This is a genomic window from Flavobacterium ustbae, assembly GCF_003946915.1.
In the GTDB taxonomy this organism is placed as follows: Bacteria; Bacteroidota; Bacteroidia; order Flavobacteriales; family Flavobacteriaceae; genus Flavobacterium; species Flavobacterium ustbae.
The window spans coordinates 271,197-289,702 of sequence record NZ_RPOC01000005.1 but is presented as its reverse complement, the minus strand read 5'-3'; the positions used below and the strand labels follow the sequence as shown (position 1 = coordinate 289,702).

The window sequence follows — 18,506 nt, the reverse complement described above, 5'->3', positions numbered from 1 at the left end:
ATAATAATGAAAGGATAAAACTAAATTTAAAAGGAATGAGCCCGATACAATATCGAGCTCATTATTATAAAAATTAATTATAAATTTGTCTAAACTTTTGGGTGCAGTCTAAAACTGGAGTTTGGATTTTTTTATTTTAGATTTTAGATTTTAGATTTTAGATTTTAGTTTTGAATTTGGAATTTTTTTATTGGAATTTAATATTTCAGAATGGAATTTGGAATTTCAAATTTGAAATTTTATTTATAATATTTTCATCGGAAGAGTAAACCTAAAAATGCTTCCTTCTCCCTCTTCGCTTTCTACCCAAATTTCTCCTTCATGAATGTTTACAAACTCTTTACAAAGTAAAAGACCGAGTCCGCTTCCTAATTCGTTTTCTGTACCTTTTTGCAATACCTTTCCGTTAATTTTAAATAGCTTTTCTTTAATATAATCAGGAACTCCGATTCCGTTATCTTTAATAGAAATTTGTACTTTTTGATTGGTTTTGGCAAGTTTTACTTTAATCTCTCCGTTCTTGTCTGTAAATTTAATAGCATTACTCAATAGATTGCGTAAGACTGTGCTAATCATATTTTTGTCTGCTTCTGCCTCGATAAGATATGCCGACTCAAACGTGATGTTAATGTTTTTGTTTAAAGCGACATTTTTACTTAATTCAATATTCTCCTCAATTAGAGCATTCAAAAGTATCTTTTTAGGATTGAAAGTAATCATTCCCGTTTGTACTCGGGACCAGTCTAAGAGATTTTCAAGCAATTTGTAAATATTCTTATTCGAATCATGCAGCATCTCTGATATTTCTTTAATTTCTTCTCTGCTATATTGGTCAATATTTTCGACTAAAATTTCGGAAAGCGAAACAGAAGATCCTAAAGGCCCTCTTAAGTCGTGAGAAATGATAGAAAAAAACTGGTCTTTATCATTTAAAAGCTTTTTAATTTTATAATCCTGCTTTTCTTTTACCAAAAGCAAAAAGCCCACAATACCGATTAAAGTCAATAGAAACAAACAAATGCTATATAAACTATCGAAAGTATCTTTTGATATAATAAGATTCTGAGGATATAAGTATCGATGAACTGTTCTTATCGCAATTAAAATCTCAAAGCCCATGTAGCACAGTACATAAAAAGTTTTAAAAAAGCTTTTTCGCTTTTCTGTAAAATAAGCTATTGTTGGCAATAAATAAATGAAAAATATGCCAATACCGCCAATGATGACGCGTGTATTCATTGATGCGTCAAAAAGCGTTGCCACATTAAAAAGCAAAATTGCGGCTGCAGTAATCGCTATCTGAAATCGATAATGCCTTTTGGCGTGCGATCTAATTAAGGATAACATGGCGATTGTCTCAAAACAGCAAGCACCAAAAATCATTGAATTTGCAAGGTTAATAGAAACAAAATCTGGAATAATGCCTCGCACAAGCGCCAAAATCCAGGCAACAGTAAGTATTAATTTACCTAAGCCAAACCATCTTAATGTTTTTCTGTTGTCGCTAGTGGCATACGAAAAAGAAAAACTGAAGATTAGAATGCAGGTAAATAAATTGCCCCAAAAATATAGTAGGAATATCGTTTTTGGATCTACTGGTAAGAGTTCAAACATTTAAAGGATTTTACTTTTTAAAAATCGATTTTGCAAATATACGAATAAAGTAAACATTCAAGCCAGAGTTGGCGGGACAAGAGCGGTATTATAGCACATTTAACAATTTGTTTTCTTTGAGATGCGCCTGTAGCATTTGTAATGTTTTTTAAAAATGGATTATTTATTTTAATGGTTTTATCTTAAATTCTATTTGGATTTTAAATTCGATCACAAAATTATTTCAATAAAATAGAAAGAAAGAATTAAGTTACATATTAAATGATTTCTTAGATTTGTATTAAGGTACTCTTAAAACTTTCGTTATGCCACTAATTGAACAATCAGAATATAATTCTCCTTCTATTATTCATCGAAATAGGCATGTTTCTACCATTTATGCCGCCTTGATCAAAAGATTTGAAGTTCCTGAATATAGTAGAGAAAAACATGAGTTAAAAGATGGCGATTTTATCAATATCGATTACCTTATAAATGATCCCAAAAAAGCGGTTATTTTGTGTCATGGCTTAGAAGGCGACTCGCGAAGAACGTATAATAATAGCTGTGCGGCCTATTTTCAGCAGAAAGGTTTTTCGGTTTTTGCATGGAACAATCGTACTTGCGGTGGAGAAATGAATCGTCTGCCAAGATTGTATCATCATGGTGCTGTTGACGATCTTGATGAGGTGGTTCAGTTTGCTCTTCAAAAAGGAGCTGAGGATATTTATCTTATCGGATATTCTATGGGAGGCGTACAGTTGCTCAATTATCTAGGCTGGACAAAAATTGATGAGCGTATAAAAGCTGCCGTTTCTATTTCTGTTCCAACTCACATCGCTACCAGTGCAGAAGTGCTTAAGCAAGGCTTTAATAGAGTTTATCTAAAGAATTTTACCATTGACATCAAGAAAAAGCTAAAATACAAAGCAGCGCAATTTCCAGATTTCATCAACCGCGATCAGATAGATAAAATTACATCTTTTGACGAAGTAGATCAGTATTTTACCGCGCCGTTGCATGGTTTTGCCAGTAAAGACGATTATTATGATCGTGTTTCTCCAGAGTTTTCTCTTAAAAATATCACGACACCGGTTTTAATTATAAATTCGCTCGACGATCCTTTTTTGAGTGAAAGATGTTACCCAAGAACGATTGCCGAAAGTAGTGCTTTTGTCTATTTAGAAACGCCAAAATACGGCGGGCATTGCGCTTTTCCGCTTCGTGATTCGACATATTCTTATGCAGAAAAAAGAGCTTTTGAGTTTTTCGAATCTTTTAGATCTCATAATACCTTGATCCAGTAAGGTGTTAAGTTTATAATATTTCGCTTCTGAAGGTTACAAAAAAAAAGAACCCGTTTAAGAATTCTTAAACGGGTGCTGCTTTTTAGAGATTTCGATTTGGATCTGTTCCGTCTTCATCTTCATCTTCGTCTTCGTCTTCATCTTCATCTTCATCATCCTCATCATCTTCGTCTTCAAATGTATCCTCTTCCAAATTTTGATTTTTGATTTCATTTTCATCAAATTCATTTCCGTAATCTGGTTCTGCATTATCGCTTATGGAATGGTCTGAAGGTGGTGCATCAATATCGATATCATCATATTGATGGTCATTTTCGTATCGTGTTTCGTCGTCTTGAAAATACTTTTCTTCTGAACCGTAATTTTCTCTTTCATTTAAATTCATATCTCTATTTTTTAAAAGTTCTTAAATGGTGATACTGTAAAAATAGGATTGTCTTTTATTTTAAATTTATAACACACTGCTAGTGTAATTATATAATTTACAGTTTGTTGAGGTTGGATTTTATCTTGCCATGTATAGATATCGTGTGATTAAAAAGTTTTTGTTTTTTGTAAAGTAATTGAAGGCAGTCATATTATGGTAATCATATAAGAATGAGATATTTATAGTGTAAAAAAATACTGGTTTTCTTTACAATATTTGCAGTGAAACCTATGTAAGTGTTTTATAAACAATGTATTAACCTAAATTATTTATTATGAAAAATTTATTTTTAATTGGATGTATGCTTTTAGCTTTTAACTTAGCTTCAGCACAAGATACCATTCAGCAGAAGAAAAAGTCTACAACTAAAACGGATACTGTTCATCATAAAAAGAATAAACAATATCCATCTACAAAAAAGACTGATACCAAACAACCTGCAGACAAAAAGAAAGGAACTGCAAAGTCTTCTGCGAGAGATAGTATTAACAGTACAAAACCATAAAGTGTTATATTTTACTTTAATGAGCCTGTTTTTTTTAAACAGGCTTTTATTTTTTTCAATTTCATGGATCATAAAATGTTTTAAAGATAATTTTAATTATAGTTATAATATTTTGTAAGAATTGAAATTAATCTTGTAATCGCAACTGTTTTGTTTATAGTTAATTAGCTATACTTAAATTTAAAGATTATTATTATGAAAGCAGCAGTTATTCATGGACCAGGATCCATCAAATATGATACAGTCGATGATCCAATTTTAAAAGAAAAAGACGACATAATTTTAAAAGTAACTTCTACAGCAATTTGCGGTTCAGATCTCCATATATATTCAGGAGGATTTCCGCAACCGCGGCCTATGGTTTTGGGACACGAGTTTATGGGTATTGTAGAAGAAACGGGATCAACGGTAACACATCTTAAACGTGGCGACCGTGTTGTTGTTCCATTTCCTATTGCTTGCGGAAACTGTTTTTTCTGCGATCATGATTCTCCTGGAAATTGCGAACATAGTAATCCGGAACATTATGGTCCAGAAGGTGGTATCTTAACAGAAAAAGGAGGCGCACTTTTTGGTTATACCGATTTGTATGGCGGTTACGATGGTGGTCAGGCACAGTATGTTAGAGTGCCTTATGCTAACTATGGTCCAAGAATGGTACCGGAGGATTTATCAGATGAGCAAGTGCTTTTTCTAACTGATATCTTTCCAACTGGTTACACAGGTGTAGATTGGGGAGAAGTAAAGGGCGGAGAAACAGTCGCTATTTTTGGAGCGGGACCTGTTGGAATTATGGCAGCAAAAAGTGCTTGGCTTCGAGGTGCTGGATTGGTAATTATTGTAGACACACTTCAATACCGATTGGACAAAGCAAAAGCTACAACCGATTCTGTTACGTTACTTTGGGAAGACGGTCCAAAAGAAGTGATCGAACAAATTAGAGCAATGACCAACGGAAGAGGAGCAGATGTCTGTATTGATGCAGTTGGTTTTGAACCAGACAGAAATATAGCCGACCGTATAAAAGCGACAATCAATTTTGAAAAAGGTTCTATCAAAGTATTAGAAGCTTGTATGAGTGCCGTTAGAAGAAATGGTATAGTATCTATATTAGGAGTTTATCCTGCCAATTATGATAATTTTCCTTTAGGACAGTTTTTTGATAAAGGAATCGTTTTAAAAGGAGGTCAGGCACCTGCGCACAAACATATTGACAAACTTTTAGAATATGTGGTTCAGGGAAAGGTAAAACTGGACGATATTATTACGCACAGATTGCCATTATCTGAAATTTCACATGCGTATGATATTTTCAAAAAGAAAGAAGATGGATGTGTTAAAGTGGTTTTGGATCCTTGGAAGTAATTGAAAAAAGGTGAAGTTTAAAGAAAAACTTCACCTTTTTAATTACCAGTTTATTTTAATATTTCCTTCGCCTGCAATTTTATATTTTTTATTGCCAGTATTGTGTATGGGCTTTAAAGGAATATCATCCTGAAATACCGCTACATTTTTTTTACTTTTATTACAAATAATAATTAAATCGCAATACATTTCTTTGTTTCCGTTAAGTTTAATAAAAATACTGTTTTTTCTCTTTGTAAAACTCACAACAGGATAATCAATAAAAATGGTCAGATTATCGTCAATTTTAAAATATTGTCTTGGTACAATCGCAAAAGCGGCTCCAGCACCGTAAATTTCTTGGCCCACTTGCCCGCTTTTTTCCCAGCCAACATATAAATCCTCAAGAGGAGCAAATAAATTAGACTGTATTTCTCCAGTTTTTACCTCTTCTGAAATCATTTCTTTGGGAAGAAAGACAGGATAATAGTATGGAATTCTACTAATTGCATATTTTACGAATTCTGGAAGCAAAATTCTAAGCCCAGGCAAAATATTAACATCTTTAGATTGTATCATGTACTCTGTCAATATAGAATAAACTTCCATTTCTTCATACGCGGCAGTGTACGGAGCATCATTTAAAGGAAAAATAGAGAAAAAATTATTATACTTTTTTCCAAAGCCATATTGGGAATCCCAGAGCTGCACGTTTTTCAATAATGCTGAAAGGCACATATAACTGGTTTTCAAATAAATTTCTTTATTGGTTATTTTATAAAGTTCCAATAAGGCATTTGCAGAAAAACCAGTATTATTAGCTTGATAAAAGATATCAAATCCACATTGTGTAAGTTGTTTTGCAGCTCTTTTAGCTTCATTTAAATAACGTTTTTCTTTTGTAAGCTGATAAACTAAAAGCATTAAATGCGCATAGGCGCCAGGAACATCTTTTTCACCTCCATTTCCAGGTTTGGTCTCTTCTTTAATAATTTCAAAGGTTTCAATATTATAAAACACGGGCCATTCGTATTTAAAATGATGCGCGGCTTTTATCACAAAATCTATCGAATCTAAAACTAGTTTCTTTGCATTTTTGTCTCCGGAAATGGCAAGCCTTGCGAGGTTAATAAGCGGATGATGCAAATACCAGGAATCCATTGTGGTGTCTTTTTTTTGTTCTTCAGACTGGTCTAGTTTATTATGAAGTGCAGGAAGCCAGCGCGTAATGCTTTTTATTTTTGGATCATAAAAATTGGATATGCCAGATCGTAAATCTTCAGATAAACGATAACTTTCAGAACTCCATCTTTCATATTCTTTAAGCGGAGTTAAAACGGCAAGCTGTACCATGCTCTCTGCTGGTGTTTCGTAATCGCATAAGTAAGCGTTAAGGTACGGAATACCGTTAGTTTGTGTCCAGCAGCCTTTATTATATTCCAAATCTGATATCGTTTTTTGAGCAATTTCGATCCAGTTATGGTATTCAGTTTCTGGGCGCGTAATGAGTTTATAAATGATTGCAAGATTTTCCAGATAATCTATGCACAATTTTGAAGGATCATTTTTTACCTCATCGCCTAATAGCACATAGGCATCTGAAATAATAAATGTTTTGCCTGCAGGAATAGGTTTGTCAATAGTTATAGGAAGCTGAAAACCAATTTCTGGCCAAGTTCCGTTTACTGCATCGCTTAGCGAGGTTTCTGTGGCTTCGCAATAAGCAGCTATGGCAGTTAGATTTTGAAAGTAGAATAAAGTGCTTTTTTTAGGTTTTGTGATACTTGCAAACAATAATCCAGATCTTGTGCCCACTTGTTTAACATGAATTTTTCCGGATGTGTTTTCAATATTTCCATTTTGGGTTAAAGGCAATATATCGTGAGGCCAAAACGGAATCAAAATCGACGAATTGGCTTTAAAATTAGTTTTGTAATGCAGTAAATGAGAATCGGGCTCGGGAAAATTAATGTTTATTTCGTAATCGCCTAATTCTGTTTTCAGTTTTACGATTATTTCTTTTTCAGATTCGCTGATGCTGTTAATTTCAAAAAAGCTATTTAGTGCATACGCAGCACGAAAAGCAATTCTTTCTTTTTTTTTGCCAATGGCAACAATCCAAAAAGAATCGCGACAGCTGTAAAGTTCAAAAGTATATCCCGATTTTTCTACAGTAATTAAAGCATTACTGCTGTCAATATCGGTTTGCGCATTTATTGTCCACGGCGAAATTGTATTCATATAAAGCTCTTTTTAGTCATGAAATTGTAATTTTTGAATCGGAGTGTAAAAAATCATCCTCCTGTTTCCATGTGAGGAGCATCAACAGGTTTGGACTGAGAAGAGCCAATTTGGCGAAAATATATTGATAACATTATAATAGCAAACACAGAAAGGAATTCACTCTGCCAGTTTTGGAAAGACTCAAACCAAAATCTTGAATTTCCTAGATAAGAAGATGTGGTTTCTAATGGCTGATTTTTTCTAAAGAGCTGTTCATTTTCGTCTTTAAGGCTTCCATAAAAATGAATAACAAATGATATTATAAATAGAAGCAGAAGTATAATAGTAAGTGAATGTTTGTATATTTTTAAAATAAAACCGCCCTTTTTGACAGGCCAAGGCGCATCTTTTCTCTCAGAATCAGGTTCGCGGTCTACTTCTTCGGGTTCATCTATTTTTTTGGATTCTGAAGAGCCTTTCTGTTTTAAAAAAATGGTAAAAACAACAAATAAAGTCATTTGTAAAAATTCACTTTCCCAATTTTCAAAAGTTGATTGGAAAAAATGTCCAGAAGTGAGATAAACACCAAATGCTATAGCACTTGTTCCTTCGTCGATCAGTTCTTTGTTATGTTCTTCAAAACCTAAAAGTACCTGACCTACTAAAGATGCTACAAAGAGAACTAAAAAGCAGATACCTAATCCGTTATTTCTAAAGAATTTTTTCATTGTAATTGATCATTTTATCAAAGGTCAAAATTTTATCAAAAAATACTTTATAAGATTTATTTTGCTTTTTATAGTTTTTGCATTGATTACTAGCGGTTTGTTTATTCAATAAAATAAAAAACACCCTCATAAATGAAGGCGTTTTGAACAAAAAATAGATACAAGAATAGTAGCATTTTTTATTGTTGATTTGTTTCCAGATAAACTTTAAGATTAGAAATATCATCTTTGACTAACTTTTCAAAATAAGGATTTAAAAGTTTAGCAGCGCTTTCGCCGGCAATTCCCAAAGGTGCGTGATACGAAATAGTAACATCCAATTCTGTTGCATTTCCTTTTTGTTTAAAGACAACTTTTCCAGTATTTTTAATAGTAGAATTTTCAATAGAATTCCAGCTTAAAAGTTTGTCTTTTTCATCTCTAATAATTTCGGCATTCCAAGATATTTTTCCAATTCCAGCTGGTCCTTTTGCTGTCCATTCTGAAATGGTAGAACTTATAGATCTCACAGAATCAAGGTGATTCATGAATTTTGGTAAATTTTCTAGATTTCTCCAAAAATCATATACTTCGCTTACAGGTTTATTAATTACGCTATTGACTCTAATGTTTACATTAGAAGCTTTGTCGTTCATTAAATGTCCCGCAGCATCATATATTGGACAATATCCTGAAATTCCTCTTAAAAGCATCGCTCCGCCAGCTCCTGCTTGCGTAATGCTTTTGTTTTGCTTCGATAATGCGTTGTATAAAAGATAAGCGCCACTTGTAACCATTAAAACTCTTTCAAGCTTTGACACATTATTTTTTAATAATGGTTTTGAACTTTTAGTAAATGTTGATGTATTCATAGCTATTTGTTTTTATTAAAATGTTTTGAGTCATCATTGAATAAGATGCTTATATTCAGTTTCTAAGCAAATTTCCGACTCTTGTAAAACTTATGTTTACAGGATTAAATGTTTGATTTATAGATTTTTCATTTCTACAAGAAAATACGACTAAAACTTCTGTAAATACTAGAATGAATTATATAAATATATTGATAATGAGTACTTTATTTTTGATCCTATGTGTAATCTTAAAAACATACAATTATGAAAACATTTTTGAAAACTATTGTTATGCTACTCGTTGTAATAGCTTTTGTATTTTCTTGCAAAAAGAATGAAAATAACAATTCAGATCCAAATGATTATCAAACAGAAACTGACAGCATGGATATGTCGGTTGATACAATCGGGCCAGCACTCGATTCATCTGCTACTTTGAATTCTGACCAAAATGGACAGAACGGAACAACAGGAGCCACAGGAGAAGGTACTACAGGTTCTGGAACAGCAGGATCAACTCAGAAAGGAAATCAGAACGTTAGAACAGATTCAATCAAAAAATAAACAAGGCAGCCGTTAATGGTAATGGGTATTTTATAAGTTTAAAAAGTAATCGTAAAATCGTTTTGAGTTTTTCTTAAGTTAATTTGTAATAAACTGTTTAGTAGTTTTTTATTGTCGAATTAAAAAATTGTAATTATGAAATTGCCAAAAGAAATTATCAACGGATTTTTAATATTTGCAGGAATTGCACTGTACTTTCTTTTAATGGAACTTTTAAATCTCTCCAATTTATTTTATCTAAGACTTCTAAATGTTCTTTTCATTATATATGGTGTAAATAGAACTTTAAAAATGAATCTCGCTGAAGGTAAAAACGAATTTGTTCCAAATGCCATCTCAGCTATGGTTACTTCATTTACAGCTGTTGTTGTAAGTATCGTAGCGCTGCTTATTTATAGTTATGCAAAAGGAGGCGATCATTACGTAAAATCATTATCTGAAGCTTTTATGTTTGGAGGAGAACCTTCTGTAACGTCTTATTGCCTTTCTTTATTTTTTGAAGGAACGGCTTCTTGTATAATTGTAACACTTTTACTGATGTTGTATTGGAATAATAAATATGTTGCAGACTAATTGCTAACTATTTGTAATTGCTGATAAAGCATATTAAAAATAAATCCTGAAAAGAATTCTTATTTAGTATTCTATTCAGGATTTATTCTTTTAAACTTTTCTGATTTTTAAGCGATTTAATAATCATCTTTATCTTCATCAGCTTTAGTTTCGTCTAAAGTTCTTCTGTTGGCATCATTGTCAAAAACATCATCATCGTCATCATCATCATCTTTTAGATCTTCATCTAAATCTTGTGCTATAGGAGCATTTTTTTGAAAGAATGGATCTGAAGTATCATTTTCATCTCTTTCTTGATACTCTGGCGTGTGCTTGTGTCTCTGTGATTCATTCTGATGCTGATTGATAGCAGGATCTTTTTTTTCCATTGTTTCAGAATTAATCGAATCGCTTGCCGAATGGTCTGCTGCGTGATAACTCAAATCTTCCTGATCGTAGTTATCGTAATTTTCTCTTGACATACTATTTAGTTTTAATGTTATACTTAAAGTTTAGTAAGTTTAGAAGGATCTGTTGCTTCTTCAATGCTTTTTCCTTCCGTATTACTGTTTTTCTTTTCAGAGGAAGTTTCTTCTGTATTTTGGTTGTCATAATCAGTTAAACGACCTGCTTCACCTGTACTTCCTCCAGGCTGCATATCGCCAGATCCGCTGTAGGAACTGTTTGCATTTTCATTGATAGATTCATCATCATTTTTTTCTATCTTGTGCTTATTATCTTCCATGATTTCTTTATTTTAATGTTTTACTTAATGTATACTAAAGCCTAAATTGCTTAAGCTCTTTTTTAATTATTTTAAAAGTACTAAACCTGATTACGTGATATTTATATTATTACAATGAGGTTTTATATAATAGTTACGAATGGATTTGAACAAATAAAAAAAAGCGATTGATAAAAATCAATCGCTTTAAAAAGTATAAAAATTAAAATATAGTTTTATTTAAAAATCTTTCCGATAATTTTTCCAATTTCAGCAAAATCATCAACATTGCTTACCGCTCTTTTTTCAGTTGTATTTTCTAGTGTTTTAGAAAAAGGAAATATCAGCAGGTAGTTATTATTATTCAAGTTTTTATTCAGTAATTCTGGCACTTCACGCATTTGAGGGAAATAAGAATGCATTCCTCTGTCTGCCATAAGAATAATAAGCCCTTCGTCTTCTTTTAAATTGTAAGCCGCATTTTCGGCTTCCGACCAGGTTTGTACAATATTAAATTCTCCTTCAATATTTGCTTTTTTGGCAATTCGAGTTAAAATTTGCATTGTGCGTTCATTCCCATAAAAACTGATTGTAGCTCCAGAATTTCGGCCAATATTCCAAACTTTAAGCATCGAATGAAAAAAACCAGCATCTTTTTCTGCTTCAGAAGGGATTAGGACAATATATTTTTTAATAGTTCCAATAGGTTGAACTCCATGATAAACCATTAAATTGATATTCTTGTTATGAAGATAACCATTGTAAAGATTATAGATAAATGAGGCAGAAAAACCTTTGTTTTCTTCCAAACCTATTATAAGATCTGTAATGTTATGTTCTTTTATGGCATTATTAATTCCGCGTACTACATCTGTATCATGACGCGTGATAGCATTGAGTTTTACATCTGCCGCCGAAGCGGTGTTTACGGCATCGCCCAATATTTTTTCAGCATTTTTTACTGACGATTCATTGGCATCTTCATTAATAATATTAATCCCAAAGAGCTGTTTGTTTTTACTTGTTTTAACCATCATTCCAAGATTTACCATCTTTTCTACTGTATCTTTATGATTAAGCGCAAGTAGTATATTTTCTGTCTCTTCATTAATTCCATATACCGTATTGTCATTATCTGCCTGTGCAATACGCTGTGCACTAGCCATCGAAACAAAGGATGAAACTGTACAAGAAACTAGAATAAGAAGAATACTGCCGTTTAGCACATGCTCATTTAAAAGCCTTAAAGGTTCTCCAGTTGCCGTTTCACCAATAATAATGTTATATCCAACCATAACAGAAGCTAGAGTCGCAGCAGCGGATGCCGAACTCAGTCCGAAGATAAGCTGTCCTTCATCATTAGTAAGTTTGAAAGTCTTTTTGGTTAAATATGCTGCTACATATTTACCACCAATAGAAGCAATGAGCATGATTGTTGCCACACCAAGCGTTTCCCAACTTTGAATAAAAGCATTAAAATCAATCAGCATACCTACACTGATAAGAAAGAAAGGGATAAAAATAGCATTACCTACAAATTCTACGCGATTCATTAATGATGAGGTATGCGGTATAAGCCTGTTAAGAGCAAGACCTGCAAAAAAGGCTCCGATAATGGCTTCAATTCCGGCAAGTTCTGCAAGCAATGCCGCGAGATAAATCATTACAATCACAAAAATATACTGTGATATTTTGTCTGATACGTTCTTAAAAAACCAGCGCGCAATAATCGGAAATACCAGCAGAACTATCAGGGTAAACAAAACCATTGAGACAGATAATTTGAGCCAAAATGCCGTGCCGACTTCTCCTTGAGACATTCCGACCACTACAGCCAAGACAAGAAGCGAAAGAACATCAGTAATCATTGTTCCGCCAACAGTTATATTTACGGCAAGATTTTTAGAAATTCCCATAGTGCTAATCATCGGATAGACTACCAGAGTGTGAGAAGAAAAAAGACTTGCAAAAAGTACCGAAGTAAGCAGAGAAAAATTCAGAATGTAATAACCGCCTAAAAAGCCGAGTATAAATGGCGCCGCAAAAGTATAAATAGAAAAAGTGATGCTTTTCCATTTATTTTTCTTAAAATCGCCCATATCAATTTCAAGACCAGCTAGAAACATAATATACAATAGTCCTGTAGTTCCCGTAACAACTACACTGCTGTCTCGGGATAACACGCCAAATCCGTTTGGACCAATTAGAGCCCCAGCAATAATAAGTCCGAGAAGATGGGGAACTTTAATTTTATTAAGCAATAAGGGTATGCATAATATGATAATAAGTTCTATTAGAAATTTTAATAGAGGATCCTCTATTGGCAGGGTGATATGGTGTATACTAAGAAACATTCGTTATTTTTTTTGGATAGGAGTTAGTTCAACCGAAAATACTGCTTTGCAGTTGTCCTGTCCAGTTATGGTTTGCGTACCTTTTATGACATTCTTTTTAATATCATTTAGTGTCACATTAAATTTGGTCATATTTTTAACGGTACTGTCTTTTACAGACTCTAATAGCACTTTTTCGGGACTGTATTGTGCCTTAAATACGCGAATCAGTTTGTTGTTATTGAGAACATTGACATAAATGCCAGTAGAATCCGAAGCAAATTTCCAAGTTTCGCTGCGTTGATCACCAATAACATAATTGCTACAGTTAGATTCTTTACAGACCATTTTGCTGTTCCAGTCTACTGCAAGATTTTCTGGCCAGTTTTTAATTTCAGTAATCGTGTCTTTGGTCTGTACTAATTCCGAAAGACTGTCTTTCATTTTCAATAAAGATTCATATTCAGCTTGTTTGTCTGCAAACTGCTGTTCACGCTGTAAAAGTTCATTTTCTCTCTTGATGAGTTCCTGCTCTTTTTTGTTGTTGCACGAAAAAAGTAGAAAGGCTAAAACGATAAGAATGGGCTTTTGTAAAGACATATTTTTTGGTTTGGTATTTACAAGTTAGGAAAAAAAAGAGATAAAAGCTAATGTAGCTTGGAATCTTTGGAATTAGGATTTAAAAAATAATAATAAAAAATCTGCAAAGTCAGAAATATTTGTGCAGCTTTTCAGTTGGAATACTTGAGAGAGCTTGTGCATTCTTTCAAAAAATTGCAAACCTTTTAAAAGCACAAAACCCTTGCAATGGCGGGGTTTCGACTAGTATTTATTTGATTTCTCTTTGTCGATTTTCTTTGTGTTCACGAGAAAGGTGGTTGCGCCAACAGGGATTTAGTATCCACACCATTTATACCGCCATTATATCCTTTATGCTGCAACCCAAAGGCATAATAATTGTTTTCCTGAACAATTTCTCCGCTGTTAACAGCGCCATTATTGTCTTTGTCCTGAAAACTCAAACGTATATTGCCCAAATGGTCTTTGTACTGGTAAATATAGCTATAATTTCCCGAATTGTTACATATCCTTCTGGCTGAGCAAACTGTTTTAAGCTATTGTTCTACTAGATAAAGCTTTTTAAATTGTAACTAAATTGTTTAGCGGTAAAACGCTATTAGCAGAAAAGTCATAAGAATAGTTAATTTTCTATTTCTATCATTTGGGTTATAATATTGTTTTTTACTTGATTTTTTTCATCAGGCTGACAACCACCAATAGCTATTTGAATTTTACCTCCATACTGTTTTAAACTTCCATTTTCTGTTACATAAGAAAGGTCTTCTGGAGAAAGGTTAAAGTTTACAACCGTATTTTCATTAGGTTTCAAGTTAAATCTTTCAAAGCCTTTAAGACTTTTTAAAGGCGCTTTTAGAGATGAATTTTGATTCATAAGATACAGTTGCGCAACTTCTTCTCCTTCCATTTTTCCTGAATTAGTAACTTTGACAGAAATAGTTATAGGCTGTCCTTTTTTGATTTTGAGTGGAGCTTTCAATTCGCTGTATTTAAATTCTGTATAGCTTAATCCATAGCCAAAGCCATATAGCGGAGTACCTTTAAAGTAGCGATAGGTTTTGTTATCCATCTTGTAATCAATGAAGGAAGACAAATCAGAATCATTTTTGTAGAAAGTTACAGGAAGTCGACCTGCAGGATTATAATCACCAAAAATAACATCGGCAGAAGCTGTTCCTGCAGATTGTCCGCCGTACCATATGTTGAGTATGGCAGGAATGTTTTCGGCCTCCCATGGTACAGCTATAGCACTTCCTGTCATCATCAGAAAAACGACTGGTTTTCCTGAAGATTTAAGCGCTTTTAAAAGTTTTGTCTGCACATCAGGAAGTAAGATAGAAGTACGATCTCCTCCTTTAAATCCAGGAACATCTACAGGCATTTCTTCTCCTTCAAGCTGCGGAGAAATACCTCCTGCAAAAATGAATGCATCGGCATTTTTATGGCGCTCAATTAAATTGCTGAAATCTGTTTTTTCAAAATTACCTGTTTTTAGCGCTACTTCGGCTTTTCCTTCACCTTGCCAATATTCCAATATTAGTTGATAAACTTTATCTTTTTGGGTTTGCAATTTATACGTTTTTGCTCCCCATCGGTTTTTATTCCAAGCATTTAAAACTTCTTTTCCGTCAATTATAAATTTATAACCGTCATCTGCTAGAACTTCAAAAGTGATAATTCCGTTTTCATCTGCTTTAAAATTGGTAGTGTATCGGGCTGAAAAATTGTTCGCTTTAATTTTATTTCCAACGATTTCTCCTTCTTGCCAAAAATTATTGATCTCAGATTCCGTTTTTGTAATTTCAGGTTTGCCAGACAATGTTTTATTATTAAAATATTCTGCCTTAAAACCTTGTTTGCCTTCATAAGAATAACGGTTCTTCAGATCTTTATAAACGAGTAAAGTATCATTAGTAAAATTAACTGCCTTTTCATAAATTACTTCTGTAGTAGGGCTTACTTTTTCTCTGATTCCATCCAAAACTGTAGTGAGTTTAGATGGGTTTCCGTTGTAATTTCCAAGTATAGAAATTGAATTTTCGGCGTTTAGACCTAAAACAACGATCTTTTTAAGTTTTTTGCTCAAAGGGAGAGTATTTTGTTCATTTTTAAGCAGTACGATAGATTGCCGAGCCATTTTTAAAGCATGTTTTTGATGTTCATCGCACTCCAAAACAGAACTAGGAGTTTGCGCATATTTTACGGCTGAAACTGGATCAAACATTCCCAGTCTGAAACGAATCATAAAAAGACGTTTTACTGAAATATCAATTTGTTCTTCAGAAATTTTTCCATTTTTAACAGCACTCACTAGAGATTTATAAGCATCAGTTCCGCAATCAATGTCCGTTCCGTGATATACAGCATCTGCAGAAGCTGATTCTGCGTCAGGATGCGTTTTATGGTTTTTAAAAAAATCATCAATAGCCCAGCAGTCCGATGTTACATAACCGCTAAACTTCCATTCTTTTCTTAGAATATCATTCATAAGAATATCACTTGCACAACAGGGTTGAGTTCTAAAGGCGTTATAGGCGCACATAACTCCAGCTACATTAGACTCTGTTACCAATTTTTTAAAAGCTGGGAGATACGTATCCCAAAGTTCGTATGAGGATACATCAACATCAAAAGTATGGCGTAAAGATTCTGGTCCGCTGTGTACAGCATAGTGTTTTGCACAGGCAGCAGCTTTTAAATATTTAGGATCATCGCCCTGAAGGCCTTTTACAAAAGCATCACCTAAGACTGCTGTAAGATAAGGATCCTCACCATAGGTTTCTTGTCCGCGTCCCCATCTAGGGTCTCTAAAAATATTAATATTTGGAGTCCAATAGGTAAGTCCCAGATAACGTTCGTTTGTTCTTTTAAGCTCAACTGCCTTATTGTATATCGCCCTGCCTTCTAGAGCCGAATAATCTGCCATTTTAAAAAGCGAATTTTTATCAAAGGTTGCCGCCATCGCAATAGCCTGCGGAAAAACAGTTGTTTTGAACGGCGTTCTTGCTACTCCGTGCAGCGTTTCATTCCACCAGTCATAAGCAGGAATTCCAAGTCTCGGTATTGCTGGAGCAGCATTTAGCATTTGCGCTACTTTTTCTTCTAATGTTAATTGGCTAACTAAATTTTCTACCCGTTCTTCAAATGTAAGCTCAATATTTTGAAATGGATATTCGGACTTTTTATTTTGTGCTGAACAGCAGAACACGATTAGCAAAAGAATGTGATATCTTAATTTTTTTATTTTCATAAAGCGACTTTTGTTTTAATGGATAAAATATTGAAGTTTTAGAATATTATAAAATACAACCGATTGCGTAAAGAAAAGAAAAATAAATCAAACTGCGAATTTTTTAATTGATAAAAAAGTTGTTTTTGTGTGTTTTAATTAATTTTTTTAAGAAAAATATTATGCTTTATATTTTTTATAAATTGAAATTTAGAATAATTGATAAAATAACGTTTGTAGATTTTTTTATTGATTCTTTAATTATAGCTATATTTACTTTATAGTATAAAGTTATGGAAGAGCATAGACATGTAACAATTTATGATATTGCGGAAAGGCTTAATCTAGCAACATCTACAATTTCGCGAGCCTTGAAAGATCACCATAGTATAAGTGATAAAACCATTAAAAAAGTAAAAAAAACGGCAGAAGAAATGGGCTTTGTCCCAAACACTTTGGCGGCGGGTTTAAGAGGTAATAAATCTAGAACAATTGGGGTTTTAATTCCGACTATTACCCAGCCATTCCTATCATCACTTATTAGCGGAATTGAAATTGCGGCAAGAAAATCTGACTACTCGGTTATAATTATGCAATCGCATGATTCGTATGAGGAAGAGGTTAAAATGGCGAAATCACTCTATAGCAGTAGGGTAACTGGCGTTATTTGTTCGCTGGCTATGGAGACGAAAGATACCACTCATTTTCAGCAGTTTTCAAACAATAATATTCCGCTCGTATTTGTAGATCGTGTTCCTAAAGGATTTAATACTTTTAGAGTAGTAATTGATAATTATACTGCAGGCTATAAAGCTACAAAACACCTTATAGATCAAGGTTGTACACGAATAGCACATATGACCGCAGGAGCAGAATTTGGTAATCTTTACAATGAAAGAAAAAGAGGGTACATTGATGCACTGTCAGACCATGGCCTGCCACTCAAAGAAGAGCTAATTATAAATTTGAAAACAATGACTTATGATGATGGAGTCAAAGCCTGTAATAGACTGTTTAGCTTAAAAACGCCACCAGACGGACTTTTTGCACCAGGAGATATTCTCGCCGTAAGTGCTGTACAAACTGCAAAAAAGAAAGGGATTAAAGTGCCTCAGGATTTTGCCGTTATTGGTTTTAATAATGATCCAATTTCGGAGATAATAGAACCCAATATTTCTACAGTTACACATCCTGCTGAGAAAATGGGAAAAGCAGCTGCAAATATTGTTATAGATACTATTAAATCTCATAAAGAAGAAGAAGCAAAGGAAATAACCTTTCTTAACACAGAGGTTCTTGTTCGTGAATCTTCAAGGAAAGTTTAAAATTTCTTTCTTAAAAGGATAAACTGCTATTGCATTTTTATGTAATAGCAGTTTTTTTTAGCATTAAAACTAAATAAATTTTGAATTGTGTTTATTGATTTTTAGAGGCATAAAAAGTTTTTATAAAATTGACAGCAATCGATTGTGATGTGTTAATGCTTTAAATAAAGTAAATTAAATTTGCATAGTATATTTTTTTATTTAATTTTACACAACCGATTGTTTTACATCTTGCTTTTT

Annotated in this window: 18 protein-coding genes; 7 read left to right on the top strand and 11 right to left on the bottom strand. The window is 33.3% G+C overall.

The window, feature by feature from the left end:
- Positions 1-77: IS3 family transposase (locus EG814_RS21360; RefSeq protein WP_164515286.1), on the top strand; the 77-nt coding region annotated here is incomplete at its 5' end.
- 166 nt (positions 78-243) lie between these two features.
- Here the strand turns inward: EG814_RS21360 and EG814_RS09820 are convergent.
- Positions 244-1,614, bottom strand: a complete 1,371-nt coding sequence (locus tag EG814_RS09820) for a sensor histidine kinase (RefSeq protein WP_125721369.1) — start codon at positions 1,612-1,614, stop codon at positions 244-246.
- A 305-nt stretch (positions 1,615-1,919) separates the two neighbouring features.
- Here EG814_RS09820 and EG814_RS09815 point away from each other — a divergent pair, with 305 nt between their 5' ends.
- Positions 1,920-2,900, top strand: a complete 981-nt coding sequence (locus tag EG814_RS09815; protein ID WP_125721368.1) for a YheT family hydrolase — start codon at positions 1,920-1,922, stop codon at positions 2,898-2,900.
- A gap of 82 nt (positions 2,901-2,982) precedes the next feature.
- Here EG814_RS09815 and EG814_RS09810 read toward each other — a convergent pair whose 3' ends face one another.
- Positions 2,983-3,285, bottom strand: coding sequence for a hypothetical protein (locus tag EG814_RS09810; protein WP_125721366.1), 303 nt, complete (start codon positions 3,283-3,285; stop codon positions 2,983-2,985).
- Between the two features lie 316 nt (positions 3,286-3,601).
- Here EG814_RS09810 and EG814_RS09805 point away from each other — a divergent pair, with 316 nt between their 5' ends.
- Positions 3,602-3,832: a hypothetical protein gene (locus EG814_RS09805; RefSeq protein WP_125721364.1), complete on the top strand. Its 231-nt coding sequence runs from the start codon at positions 3,602-3,604 to the stop codon at positions 3,830-3,832.
- Between the two features lie 195 nt (positions 3,833-4,027).
- Positions 4,028-5,197 (top strand): zinc-dependent alcohol dehydrogenase, encoded by a 1,170-nt coding sequence (locus tag EG814_RS09800; protein ID WP_125721362.1) that lies wholly within the window; start codon positions 4,028-4,030, stop codon positions 5,195-5,197.
- A gap of 42 nt (positions 5,198-5,239) precedes the next feature.
- Here the strand turns inward: EG814_RS09800 and EG814_RS09795 are convergent, their stop codons facing one another.
- The 3 genes from EG814_RS09795 to EG814_RS09785 all read right to left on the bottom strand — a co-directional run bounded on the left by EG814_RS09795 (position 5,240) and on the right by EG814_RS09785 (position 8,978).
- Positions 5,240-7,417, bottom strand: a complete 2,178-nt coding sequence (locus tag EG814_RS09795) for a hypothetical protein (protein ID WP_125721360.1) — start codon at positions 7,415-7,417, stop codon at positions 5,240-5,242.
- Between the two features lie 53 nt (positions 7,418-7,470).
- A complete protein-coding gene (locus EG814_RS09790; RefSeq protein WP_125721358.1) occupies positions 7,471-8,127 on the bottom strand; it encodes a DUF6766 family protein in 657 nt (218 codons plus the stop codon).
- A 179-nt stretch (positions 8,128-8,306) separates the two neighbouring features.
- Positions 8,307-8,978 (bottom strand): SRPBCC family protein, encoded by a 672-nt coding sequence (locus EG814_RS09785; protein ID WP_125721356.1) that lies wholly within the window; start codon positions 8,976-8,978, stop codon positions 8,307-8,309.
- A 246-nt stretch (positions 8,979-9,224) separates the two neighbouring features.
- On the opposite strand from EG814_RS09785, the gene EG814_RS09780 reads away from it, so the two are divergent.
- Both EG814_RS09780 and EG814_RS09775 read left to right on the top strand, forming a co-directional pair.
- Positions 9,225-9,524, top strand: coding sequence for a hypothetical protein (locus tag EG814_RS09780; RefSeq protein ID WP_125721354.1), 300 nt, complete (start codon positions 9,225-9,227; stop codon positions 9,522-9,524).
- Between the two features lie 135 nt (positions 9,525-9,659).
- Positions 9,660-10,097 (top strand): hypothetical protein, encoded by a 438-nt coding sequence (locus EG814_RS09775; protein ID WP_125721352.1) that lies wholly within the window; start codon positions 9,660-9,662, stop codon positions 10,095-10,097.
- A gap of 116 nt (positions 10,098-10,213) precedes the next feature.
- Here the strand turns inward: EG814_RS09775 and EG814_RS09770 are convergent, their stop codons facing one another.
- The 6 genes from EG814_RS09770 to EG814_RS09750 form a co-directional block, all read right to left on the bottom strand.
- Positions 10,214-10,558 (bottom strand): hypothetical protein, encoded by a 345-nt coding sequence (locus tag EG814_RS09770; RefSeq protein ID WP_125721350.1) that lies wholly within the window; start codon positions 10,556-10,558, stop codon positions 10,214-10,216.
- A gap of 23 nt (positions 10,559-10,581) precedes the next feature.
- Positions 10,582-10,821, bottom strand: coding sequence for a hypothetical protein (locus tag EG814_RS09765; protein WP_125721348.1), 240 nt, complete (start codon positions 10,819-10,821; stop codon positions 10,582-10,584).
- A gap of 215 nt (positions 10,822-11,036) precedes the next feature.
- Complete coding sequence (locus tag EG814_RS09760) at positions 11,037-13,154, bottom strand: cation:proton antiporter (RefSeq protein WP_125721346.1); 2,118 nt, start codon at positions 13,152-13,154, stop codon at positions 11,037-11,039.
- A gap of 3 nt (positions 13,155-13,157) precedes the next feature.
- Positions 13,158-13,733 carry a hypothetical protein gene (locus EG814_RS09755; protein ID WP_125721344.1) on the bottom strand — a complete coding sequence of 192 codons (576 nt, stop codon included), beginning with the start codon at positions 13,731-13,733 and terminating at the stop codon, positions 13,158-13,160.
- A 263-nt stretch (positions 13,734-13,996) separates the two neighbouring features.
- Positions 13,997-14,170, bottom strand: coding sequence for a hypothetical protein (locus EG814_RS21015; protein WP_164515307.1), 174 nt, complete (start codon positions 14,168-14,170; stop codon positions 13,997-13,999).
- Positions 14,171-14,334: 164 nt separating this feature from the next.
- Entirely contained in the window at positions 14,335-16,962 is a 2,628-nt protein-coding gene (locus EG814_RS09750; RefSeq protein WP_125721342.1) for a glycoside hydrolase family 3 protein, read from the bottom strand.
- 272 nt (positions 16,963-17,234) lie between these two features.
- On the opposite strand from EG814_RS09750, the gene EG814_RS09745 reads away from it, so the two are divergent.
- The gene (locus tag EG814_RS09745) at positions 17,235-18,266 is read left to right on the top strand and encodes a LacI family DNA-binding transcriptional regulator (protein ID WP_125721340.1); all 1,032 of its coding nucleotides are present in this window, start codon (positions 17,235-17,237) and stop codon (positions 18,264-18,266) included.
- Positions 18,267-18,506: the final 240 nt, after the last annotated feature.

Excerpts from the sequence above, each read along its gene's own strand:
- EG814_RS09775 (WP_125721352.1), top strand. The coding sequence starts at position 9,660 with ATGAAATTGCCAAAAGAAATTATCAACGGATTTTTAATATTTGCAGGA.
- EG814_RS09750 (WP_125721342.1), bottom strand. The coding sequence starts at position 16,962 with ATGAAAATAAAAAAATTAAGATATCACATTCTTTTGCTAATCGTGTTC.
- EG814_RS09780 (WP_125721354.1), top strand. The coding sequence starts at position 9,225 with ATGAAAACATTTTTGAAAACTATTGTTATGCTACTCGTTGTAATAGCT.
- EG814_RS09815 (WP_125721368.1), top strand. The coding sequence starts at position 1,920 with ATGCCACTAATTGAACAATCAGAATATAATTCTCCTTCTATTATTCAT.
- EG814_RS09805 (WP_125721364.1), top strand. The coding sequence starts at position 3,602 with ATGAAAAATTTATTTTTAATTGGATGTATGCTTTTAGCTTTTAACTTA.
- EG814_RS09745 (WP_125721340.1), top strand. The coding sequence starts at position 17,235 with ATGGAAGAGCATAGACATGTAACAATTTATGATATTGCGGAAAGGCTT.
- EG814_RS09785 (WP_125721356.1), bottom strand. The coding sequence starts at position 8,978 with ATGAATACATCAACATTTACTAAAAGTTCAAAACCATTATTAAAAAAT.
- EG814_RS09820 (WP_125721369.1), bottom strand. The coding sequence starts at position 1,614 with ATGTTTGAACTCTTACCAGTAGATCCAAAAACGATATTCCTACTATAT.
- EG814_RS09760 (WP_125721346.1), bottom strand. The coding sequence starts at position 13,154 with ATGTTTCTTAGTATACACCATATCACCCTGCCAATAGAGGATCCTCTA.
- EG814_RS09795 (WP_125721360.1), bottom strand. The coding sequence starts at position 7,417 with ATGAATACAATTTCGCCGTGGACAATAAATGCGCAAACCGATATTGAC.
- EG814_RS09770 (WP_125721350.1), bottom strand. The coding sequence starts at position 10,558 with ATGTCAAGAGAAAATTACGATAACTACGATCAGGAAGATTTGAGTTAT.
- EG814_RS09790 (WP_125721358.1), bottom strand. The coding sequence starts at position 8,127 with ATGAAAAAATTCTTTAGAAATAACGGATTAGGTATCTGCTTTTTAGTT.
- EG814_RS09765 (WP_125721348.1), bottom strand. The coding sequence starts at position 10,821 with ATGGAAGATAATAAGCACAAGATAGAAAAAAATGATGATGAATCTATC.
- EG814_RS09755 (WP_125721344.1), bottom strand. The coding sequence starts at position 13,733 with ATGTCTTTACAAAAGCCCATTCTTATCGTTTTAGCCTTTCTACTTTTT.
- EG814_RS09800 (WP_125721362.1), top strand. The coding sequence starts at position 4,028 with ATGAAAGCAGCAGTTATTCATGGACCAGGATCCATCAAATATGATACA.
- EG814_RS09810 (WP_125721366.1), bottom strand. The coding sequence starts at position 3,285 with ATGAATTTAAATGAAAGAGAAAATTACGGTTCAGAAGAAAAGTATTTT.